Source organism: Gelidibacter sp. (assembly GCF_035577925.1).
In the GTDB taxonomy this organism is placed as follows: Bacteria; Bacteroidota; Bacteroidia; order Flavobacteriales; family Flavobacteriaceae; genus Gelidibacter.
Window position 1 is genome coordinate 1 of the sequence record NZ_DATJCY010000203.1, and the last position, 9524, is coordinate 9524.

Here is a 9524-nt window from a genome sequence, read left to right on the forward strand (position 1 = left end):
CAAAACCTATTACACCACCAAGAGCATCATATTTATGCGAAAAAAAACCAAAAAATATGGATATCCAAATTGCGATAAGTGTTCCCCAAATCCAACGGTTTCTGAGGTTGGCTTTATTGAGGTCCAAAATGACGTAAATACCGGAAATGAAAATTAATCCGGCAAAAATAAAAGAAGATATGCCAAACCCATCGACAATAAAAAAGTGGCTCACCCAAGCACCTAATTTATTGAGCCAGTTTTCTGCAACAACTTCTCGTGAACCTAATTCAGTGAGCGTACTTTGATCGGCATTGCCGGTGAAAAAGAATGAAAGAAAGGCGATAAACAACAAAATGCCGCAAATAGCCAATAAGCTTCCAAAAATAAGTTTTTGTTGACTTGACAATTTGATCCCAAACTTTCGAGATGGTTTATTGTTTTTTGATGCGGTTGTAGTAGTCTTAACTCTGGTTTTTTTCTTCGCCATGTGAACTTTCCGTAACTAGGGAAATCTATTAGTGTTTAATTGGATAAGTGTGATATTATCTGTTTTTATATGAAAACAAAAATACAAATTACTAACGTTAATCCTAACGGAATTAGTATTAAAAGAGCTTGGGATAATAAATGATTGCTGCAACGATACATGCTGATATGGCTGCAAAAAAAACAGCTCCTGCAGCAACATCCTTAATATGCCCAATGCTTTTATGATAATCGGGATGCACAAAATCGGCCATCGCTTCAATAGCTGTATTAAGGCCTTCAACACTCAAAACCAAACCGATCATTGCCACTTGAAAAAGCCATTCGGTTGTAGATATTTCAAAATAAAACCCAGCAATCGTAACTAAAACGGCAACAGTAAATTGAATTTTGATACTAGCCTCGGTTCGCAATAAAACAAGTGCACCTTTATATGCCCAGCCGACACTTTTAATGCGATTGACAAGGAAAGAGTCTTTTTTTTTAGACATAAATAATGACTATGAAAGCGATTTTAAAGCAGCTTCGTAATTAGGTTCTTCTGTTATTTCAGAAACTTGTTCGGTATAAATTACTTGAGCTTTGTCATTTAAAACAACTACACATCTAGAGTGTAAGGATTCTAATGGACCATCAATACAGGTCAGCCCATAATTTTTACCAAAATTACCATCTCTAAAATCCGATAGGACTTCTACATTCTCAATTCCTTCGGCTGCACAAAAACGAGCAGATGCAAAAGGTAAATCCTTTGAAATACATAGCACCTTAGTGTTTGTAAGTTGTGCCGCTTTTTGATTGAATGTTCTCACAGATTGTGCACAGGTGCTTGTATCAATACTAGGAAATACGTTTAGGATAATATTTTGTCCTTTATAATCATTAAGTGATTTTGAAGAAAGGTCAGTGGCAGTTAATTTAAAATTTGGTGCATTAGTTCCTATTTTTGGAAGTTCACCAAATGTCGTAATTGAGTTCCCTTTAAGTGTTACAGTTGCCATAATATAAAAGATTTTTTAATGATGCTAAAGTTAATGATTATTTAAGCCTTTGCCTACTATTTAAAATATAATGTTTTGAATTTAATTACAAAAATACATTCAAATAGTTGGAGCTAAAAACCTATCTCAACTCTGCACCAAGTTGTTTTTCAAAATTGTGTTGTAATTTTTTCATGATCTTATCCACTTGTTCGTCGGTAAGTGTACTATGTTCGTCTTGAAACTTAAAACTTACAGCATAGCTCTTTTTACCTTTCGGCAAAGAACTGCCTTGGTAAACATCAAACAGATCGACGTCTTTAAGTAAACGTTTTTCTGTTTGCTTGGCGATAGTATTTATAGCTTCAAAACTAATGTCTTCATCTAGCAACAAAGCAAAATCACGTCTTGATTCTGGATATTTAGGTAATTCCTTAAAGCTGATATTGCCATGTTTCACCATATTAATGACATTGTCCCAATTAAAATCGGCAAACAAAACCTCTTGAGAAATATCGAAATGTTTCATGATTTTTTTGTTGATCAATCCATAATCAACTATGGTTTTATCGCCAATTCGTAGACTAATTCCTTCACTGAACATATCATTTTCAATAGGAAAGGCTTTAACACCGGTCAAATTCAATCGGTCCAATATGGCTGTGATGATCCCTTTTAAATAAAAGAAATTACTAGGCTGTGGATTTGAATTCCATCGTTCGGCTTCTTTGTCGCCTGTTACAAAAACGGTTAAATGTTTGTTTTCTGTATAAGTGCCATCATAACTGTGATAAGATTTGCCAAATTCAAATAACTTTAAGTCTGAACGTCTTCTATTTGTATTTCTGCTAATTGCTTCAAGTCCCGAGAATATAAGACTTTGACGCATCACACTTAAATCATTGCTCAAAGGATTTAGCATCACGACATTGTGTTCATCCTTTAAATTGGCGCTCAGTTTTATATAAGATGGCGTTGTTAATGAATTGGATAAGATTTCAAAAAAACCTTGGCTTGCCAATTGATTTCCAATAACATTCTGAAGCTTATAATCCTCAAAACGTGAGGTAGGAGAGATGGATGCATTTAATTTTTGGGTAAAATTAACTTTATTATAACCATAGACCCTTAAGATCTCTTCAATAATATCGGCTTCACGTACCACATCGTTTCGGTAGGCAGGAACGGTTAGCCCCAAGCCGGTTTCGGTTACGTTATTTACTTTGATGTCTAATGACATTAAAATGCTCTTAATGGTATCGGCCGGAATTTCTTCGCCAATTAGCTTTTTAGCGTTTTCATAAGATAATCGGACTTGAAAATCTTCAATTTTTTTTGGATAAAGATCAACTATATTACTGGTGATTATACCACCGGCAACTTCTTGTATCAATAAAGCGGCGCGTTTTAAGGCGTATTCAGTAATATTTGGATCGACGCCACGCTCAAAACGAAAGGAAGCATCGGTATTTATAGCATGTCTTTTGGCTGATTTCCGAATGCTAATTGGATTGAAATATGCACTTTCTAAGAAAATACTTGTGGTTTGATCCGTGACACCGGAGTTTTCGCCACCAAACACACCGGCTATACATAAGGGTTTTTTTGCATCACAGATCATTAAATCCTCTTCGTGCAATTCTCGCTCAATACCGTCTAAGGTTTTAAACTTAGTTCCACTAGGTAAAGTTTTTACAAGGATTTTATGACCTTCAATTTTATTGGCGTCAAAGGCATGCAAAGGTTGCCCTAATTCATGGAGTACATAATTAGTAACGTCAACAATATTATTTTTTGGTGTCAATCCAATGGCTTTCAGTCGGTTTTGCAGCCAAGTAGGCGAAGGGCCAACTTTGATGTCTGAAATGGTAAGGCCGCAATAACGCGGTGCCAGCTCTTTATTGAGCACATCTACCATAATTTTAGAAATGGTGTTGTCAACTCTAAAAGCGCTCACCGAGGGTGTGATGAGTTCTACATGGATGTTTTTTTGTAAAAGTCCAGCTTTTAGATCTCTAGCTGTTCCAAAGTGGCTCATGGCATCGGCTCTGTTTGGCGTGAGGCCTATTTCAAAAACCTTGTCGTTTTCAACGTCATAAAGTTTGGCTACCAAAGTGCCAACGGCAACAGTGTTGTCTAAAACCAAAATGCCATCATGTGAGGTGCCAATTCCCAATTCATCTTCCGAACAAATCATACCATGGCTTTCTTCACCTCTTATTTTTCCTTTTTTTATGGTCCAAGCTTCACCTTCGGCGGTGTATAAAGTGGTTCCTATGGTGGCAATAGGTACTTTTTGACCCACAGCTACGTTTGGTGCACCACAAACAATTTGTAGAGGAGCATCCGCACCAATATTTACAGTGGTTACTTTTAGTCGGTCGGCATTGGGGTGTTGCTCACAAGTCAATACTTCACCAACGACGATCCCTTCCAATCCACCTTTTATAGATTGAAATGTTTGGATGCCTTCAACTTCAAGTCCTAGGTCTGTTAAAAGTTCACTGGTTTGTTCGGGAGTCCAATCAATATTTACAAATTGCTTTAACCAATTATAAGAAATCTTCATTTTTAGAGTGTTATGATACTTTTGATCTGTTTTATAATTTTTTCAGCACATTACAAAGCTGTTGTATGCCTATAAATGCTGGCTTTTTTTAAATTCGGCGTAAAGATAATAATAGTATATAGTTAATCAGATGGGTATATAATTTTATTTTAAATGTTTTGGTGTTAATTTTGACTTTCTGAAAAAAAACCATATCGAGGAATTTATCATGAAACAATTTTACATCTTATTATTTGCCTTTGCATTGATGTCTTGCAATTGGGACACTTCCAAGAAAATACCGCATGGATGGTACTTAGGAGAACTAAAAGTGAATGATCAAGAAACACTTCCTTTTAATTTTGAAGTTACTTCAGCCAAAGCGTTGAAGATATTTAATGCAGATGAAGTAATATTGGTTGATGACATTGTTTATAAAAATGATTCGGTTTATATTAAACTGCCTGTTTTTGAGGGACATCTGATAGTCAAATTAGTGCAAGACGGCATGGTAGGTCGTTTTATAAATGAAACTTTTGGTACAAAAATGCCGTTTAAAGCTGTTTATAATTCCAAAGAACGCTTTGAGGTAAAGGAACTCGCTAAAACAGATATTTCGGGTAATTGGGAAGTTGTGTTCAATATAGATTCTGAAAAAAACCAATATCTTGGCAAAGGTGTATTTGAACAAAAAAAACAAAGGGTAACCGGAACGTTCCAGACCACAACAGGAGATTACAGGTATCTGGAAGGTGCTGTAAACGGCAATCAGCTAAAAATGTCAACCTTTGACGGATCACGCGCTTATTTGTTTGTAGCCACTGTGACCGATAGTACTATGAATGGTACTTTTTACTCTGGCAATGATTGGAGCGAACGTTTTGAAGCTCAACGGAATGAAGCTTTTGAATTGACAAATGCCGATACGCTTACGTTTTTAAAGGAAGGCTATGATCGGTTGGAGTTTAGTTTTCCGAAAACCGATGGCACACTGGTATCATTGAATGATAAACAGTTTAAAGACAAAGTTGTAGTAGTTCAAATAATGGGGACTTGGTGTCCTAACTGTTTGGATGAGACTAAATATTTTTCTGAATTTATTACCAATAATTCAGAAAAGGATGTTGAGTTTGTGGCCTTAGCATTTGAATATGCGAAAACAGAGTCGAAGGCCTTTGAAAGTATCACGGAATTAAAAAATAGATTAGGTATTAAATACCCCATTCTGCTAGCTCAATTTGGTGCTGCTGATAAGGATATGGCACAACAAAAATTGCCAATGCTCAATCAAATCTTGTCATATCCAACAACAATTATTCTTGATAAAACTGGAAAAGTCCGTAAAATCCATACTGGTTTTAATGGCCCTGCTACTGGACAAGCCTATATTGATTTTAAAACAGAATTTGAACGTTTTATAGATCAACTTTTGGCTGAATAAGATTCAAAAGCGATTCTATTTCAGTTTTAACTTATGTCTTAACCATGAATACTTTCGCTTTTTCCATATTTTTTGATCAATTCGCCTTCAAAATCTACAAGTTCCTTCCAGCGTTTGTCAACATCAATATCTTTTCCATATTTTCTGGCATAGGTTATAAATAGAGTGTAATGCCCAGCTTCACTGACCATAAGGTCATAATAAAATTTTGAAAGCTCAGGATCTTCTATGTATTGATATAACATTTTAAAGCGTTCGCAGCTTCGCGCTTCGATCATTGCAGAAAATAAAAGTCGGTCCACCATGCTTTGTAGCGGGCTACCACCTTTATTCATAAATTTATATAACTCATTAACATAATTATCTTTCCGTTCTCGACCTAAAGTGTAACCTCTTTTTTTAATGATTTCGTGTACCATTTGAAAATGTTCCAATTCCTCTTTGGCGAGTTCCAATAAATCTGTGACCAAATCTTCAAGATGGGAGTTTTGTGTGATTATGGTAATGGCGTTGGTCGCTGCTTTTTGCTCGCACCACGCATGATCGGTTAGGATTTCTTCAATGTTTTCTTGTGCTATGGCCGCCCAGCGTGGGTCAGTTTCCAATTTTAAGTGTAGCATATTAAAAAATTAAAAAGCTAGTTGATTTATAAAAATATTAGTGCCGAAGATAGTATTAATATAATAAAGACTAGACTTATAAAAAATTTGAAAAAATTCTGACTTGAGAGTATTAAAGAGTAGATCACTTTACTTAATGTAAAATTTGTTTTACATTAAGATAAATTTGTTTTACATTTGATGCAAATTCAATTCAATTATTATGAAAACAAACTATTTATTTCCAAATCAATTTAAAATTATCGGATATGCGATGCTTATTCCATCTGCAATTATTGGAGTGACCATACTTATAAAAAATTATGAACCAGAGCTATTTAACCTTAATGTTCCTGCTATTTTTATAGATGAAGTTTTCGGGAAACAGGAGCTGTTGGGAATGGTGAATACCAATATTCTGAATGAAATTATAGGTGTTCTTGTAATTTTAAGTTTGTTGTTTGTCGCTTTTTCAAAAGAAAAACAGGAAGACGAATACATTTCTAAAATCAGATTAGAGTCTTTGGTTTGGGCTGTTTATGTTAATTATGCCGTTTTACTTCTTGCCATCTTATTTGTTTTTGGCATATCGTTTTTGTGGATTATGATATTTAACATGTTTACGATCTTGTTATTTTTTATCATCCGATTTAATTGGCAGATTTTTAACCTTAAAAAATCGATGCAATATGACCAATAATATAAAAGTTGAGCGTGCAAAAAAAAACATCACGCAAGCCGAATTGGCAAAATTAATCAATGTGAGCCGTCAAACTATTAATGCCATGGAACTCGGAAAATATGTGCCTTCAACTGTTTTGGCATTAAGATTAGCCCATGTTTTTGAAGTTGAAGTCAGTGATATCTTTGCTTTGGAAGAATCAGATTGGACTTAACAAAATAAGTTTTTAGTTGTAATAATCATAAAATGTCTTGGATATTCTGGCCAATTGTTCGGTTCCTTTATCAAAATCCTTTAGATTTTTAGAAAGTAAAACCAACACATAAGAGCGGCCGTCGGGCAAATAGACAATTCCTGCATCATGATGGACACCCGTTATGGATCCTGTTTTGTGTGCCACTTTTACATCACTGGGCAAATATCTAGGTATCAACTCCTTGTGTTTTTGGTCTTTTAAAATATTGATCATCGCCTCTCGATCTTTTTGGTTGATAGTTTCGTTTGTGGCAATAGCATCCATAATAATCATCAAATCTCGAGCTGTTGTCGAATTGCTCAAACCTTGATCATACGCTTTTTGATCTTCAACACCTCTCAAAACTTCTATGTTTTTTGCGCCCAAATCGCGCATGGTCTCAGTAGTTTTTTTAGCATCAACCAGTTCAATCAGCACATTTGTTGCCAAATTGCTGCTAATGGTAATCATGCTGTACATTAAATCATTGAGTGTTACTTTGGTGCCTATCTGACTGTAAATAACATCGTCGCTATCATCCTTGATATCCATGCTGTACAAACTGCCATCTACAATGCTTTTGAATTCGTTTTTCAATACGATAGAATCGTTTAGGTCTAATTTCCCTTCGGAAGCTTGTTTAAACAACTCAATCATTACCGGCACTTTCATGGTGCTTGCTGCATGAAACTTTTCGTCAATATTTATAAATAAACTGTCTTTAGGTTCGGAAAGACTATAAAATGCAACAGCAATTGTACCTTCAATAGAATCAATTTGAGATTGGACGCTTGTTTCTAAATTTTCCTTTTTAGAAATTTTCTCTTGACACGAAAAAGTGAATAGTAAAAATAAAACGAGTGTAATTGTAGTAAAAGTGGTTTTTAAAGGTTTCATAAGTTTGAGACGTTGATTGTTTCGTAAAATGAGAAGTGAATTGTTGAATTTAAATCTTATCAGATTTAATGTTGTAGAGTGTTTTTATTTCAGATACCAATTTGTCTGATTCCTCAGCACTAACGATGTATTTGTTGTTTTTAGTTGTTATTCTAATCATGTTTTTTCTGTCTTTTACTAAACTTACGGAATCATCCATCGTATTTCCTATGAAACCAAAAATCCCCTGGCTGCCATAAGTCATCGGTAAATTGGAAAATTCTAATTTTTGAATATCTATGATATCGTTTTTCGGGATTGTAATTTGTCCAAAATTTTTCTTTAAAATAAGAGCGTCTTTATTCAGGATTATTTTATCCAATGAATTTGAATAAAAATAAATCACCGTTCCAATAATAAGAATGCTCAAAACTGTTCCGCCGATTACGCCGTAGTTATTAGCGGTAGTCATTAAAGTTAATGCAACCAGAATCAATATAATCAAAGTACTAATCGTTGCGATTTTTACGAATACTGAACTTTTACTTAAATAGACAGTCATTTTGTTTTAAATTATTTTGTAATTCCTCACTATTTTAGTATTTATAAATTATTTGTTCGCTCCAGCCTTCTATGTTTAATGGTAGGTTGTTTTGACCGTTAAGTTGAAATGATGTTAGATCAAAAGAAACCGTCTTTTGAAAAACGGCCAAGCAGTCTTGGTTGTTTATCAATTCTATTTTAACGGCTCTCTGATATGGATAAACTGTATAAAAAGAATTTACGCTGTATAAATTTATTTTCCACGGTTCAGGGTCACAACCACTTGAACTTACTGTTATTTTTAAACAATCCCCGTTCAATTGAATGTCAGTCACAATATAGTTAGATGTGTTAATTGCATTGAAACCTTCTACTGAAACAACTTCTGCAACAAAGTCGCAAGAGGTTTCTTTTAACGAATTGTCATCATCCTTGGAACAAGAAATGAATAGTGTTCCAATTAAAACAGTTAATAAAAAAAACTTTCTCATAGCAAATTTATATTTTAATTAAATTTCATTTTGTTGTACGAAAGTTTCGGTCACAATAACAACAAACTCTCAAATATACACATAAAATTAATCTCACATTATGTGCTTAAGCTAAAAGCATTGTTCATGAAACAAATGATTACATGTTTTATTTAAAGCTGTTCTCTACTTATTTTGAAATAAGAATCAAAACGAATTTTGATTGTTTTAATTATCAATTGTGTTCATTAACCAATCGTTTTTGATAAGCCATTCCGTGGTAAACTCCGTAAATCCATCAACATCTCTTGGTGTATTACAAAGAATAACAAAAAGAATGTCTTTTTCCGGCACCGTAACATAGTTGCATAAAAATCCACCTTGACTTCCGGTATGACCAACTGTTTTTAGTCCGTCGGGTGTTTGACCAATAAACCAAGACCAGCCAATAAATGGTGGTGTTTCATCTTCCCAATTTGGCCAAGGTTTTATGGTTTTAGAATCTTCCAAAACAGCCTCTGAAATGAATTTGTGTTGCTGCAAAGCCAATTCATATTTTGCTAATTCGTTGACCGAACTCCAAACGCCGCCGTTGCCAGCCGCTGCAAATGTTGGTTCTTCGCCATAATCTTTTTCTGACCACTTGCCATTGATTTTTATGTAGGCATGAGAAACACCAGTT

The 9524-nt window shown here is 34.5% G+C and carries 12 protein-coding genes; 3 read left to right on the plus strand and 9 right to left on the minus strand.

The annotated features are described in order from the left end of the window. The 4 genes from VNJ50_RS07905 to pheT form a co-directional block, all read right to left on the minus strand. Window positions 1–469: DNA translocase FtsK 4TM domain-containing protein (locus VNJ50_RS07905; protein WP_325580680.1), on the minus strand; the 469-nt coding region annotated here is incomplete at its 3' end. A 118-nt stretch (window positions 470–587) separates the two neighbouring features. Further along, window positions 588–959 (minus strand): diacylglycerol kinase family protein, encoded by a 372-nt coding sequence (locus VNJ50_RS07910; RefSeq protein ID WP_325580682.1) that lies wholly within the window; start codon window positions 957–959, stop codon window positions 588–590. A gap of 9 nt (window positions 960–968) precedes the next feature. Continuing rightward, complete coding sequence (tpx, locus tag VNJ50_RS07915) at window positions 969–1469, minus strand: thiol peroxidase (RefSeq protein WP_325580683.1); 501 nt, start codon at window positions 1467–1469, stop codon at window positions 969–971. 121 nt (window positions 1470–1590) lie between these two features. Further along, window positions 1591–4017, minus strand: a complete 2427-nt coding sequence (gene pheT, locus VNJ50_RS07920; protein ID WP_325580685.1) for a phenylalanine--tRNA ligase subunit beta — start codon at window positions 4015–4017, stop codon at window positions 1591–1593. 208 nt (window positions 4018–4225) lie between these two features. On the opposite strand from pheT, the gene VNJ50_RS07925 reads away from it, so the two are divergent. After that, window positions 4226–5437 carry a TlpA disulfide reductase family protein gene (locus VNJ50_RS07925; RefSeq protein WP_325580687.1) on the plus strand — a complete coding sequence of 404 codons (1212 nt, stop codon included), beginning with the start codon at window positions 4226–4228 and terminating at the stop codon, window positions 5435–5437. A gap of 38 nt (window positions 5438–5475) precedes the next feature. Here the strand turns inward: VNJ50_RS07925 and VNJ50_RS07930 are convergent, their stop codons facing one another. Continuing rightward, on the minus strand, window positions 5476–6057 hold the full coding sequence (locus VNJ50_RS07930) for a tRNA-(ms[2]io[6]A)-hydroxylase (protein WP_325580689.1): 582 nt from the start codon (window positions 6055–6057) through the stop codon (window positions 5476–5478). Between the two features lie 202 nt (window positions 6058–6259). Between VNJ50_RS07930 and VNJ50_RS07935 the strand changes: the two genes are divergently transcribed. Both VNJ50_RS07935 and VNJ50_RS07940 read left to right on the plus strand, forming a co-directional pair. Further along, window positions 6260–6736, plus strand: a complete 477-nt coding sequence (locus VNJ50_RS07935; protein WP_325580691.1) for a hypothetical protein — start codon at window positions 6260–6262, stop codon at window positions 6734–6736. Next, the gene (locus VNJ50_RS07940) at window positions 6726–6932 is read left to right on the plus strand and encodes a helix-turn-helix transcriptional regulator (protein WP_325580693.1); all 207 of its coding nucleotides are present in this window, start codon (window positions 6726–6728) and stop codon (window positions 6930–6932) included. The genes VNJ50_RS07935 and VNJ50_RS07940 overlap by 11 nt, the downstream gene beginning before the upstream one ends. A 12-nt stretch (window positions 6933–6944) precedes the next feature. Here VNJ50_RS07940 and VNJ50_RS07945 read toward each other — a convergent pair whose 3' ends face one another. The 4 genes from VNJ50_RS07945 to VNJ50_RS07960 form a co-directional block, all read right to left on the minus strand. After that, window positions 6945–7850, minus strand: coding sequence for a serine hydrolase (locus tag VNJ50_RS07945; protein WP_325580695.1), 906 nt, complete (start codon window positions 7848–7850; stop codon window positions 6945–6947). Between the two features lie 49 nt (window positions 7851–7899). After that, window positions 7900–8391: a PH domain-containing protein gene (locus VNJ50_RS07950; protein WP_325580697.1), complete on the minus strand. Its 492-nt coding sequence runs from the start codon at window positions 8389–8391 to the stop codon at window positions 7900–7902. Between the two features lie 34 nt (window positions 8392–8425). After that, window positions 8426–8863, minus strand: a complete 438-nt coding sequence (locus VNJ50_RS07955; RefSeq protein WP_325580699.1) for a hypothetical protein — start codon at window positions 8861–8863, stop codon at window positions 8426–8428. A gap of 207 nt (window positions 8864–9070) precedes the next feature. After that, a partial coding sequence (locus tag VNJ50_RS07960; RefSeq protein WP_325580701.1) for a serine hydrolase occupies window positions 9071–9524 on the minus strand: 454 nt, incomplete at its 5' end.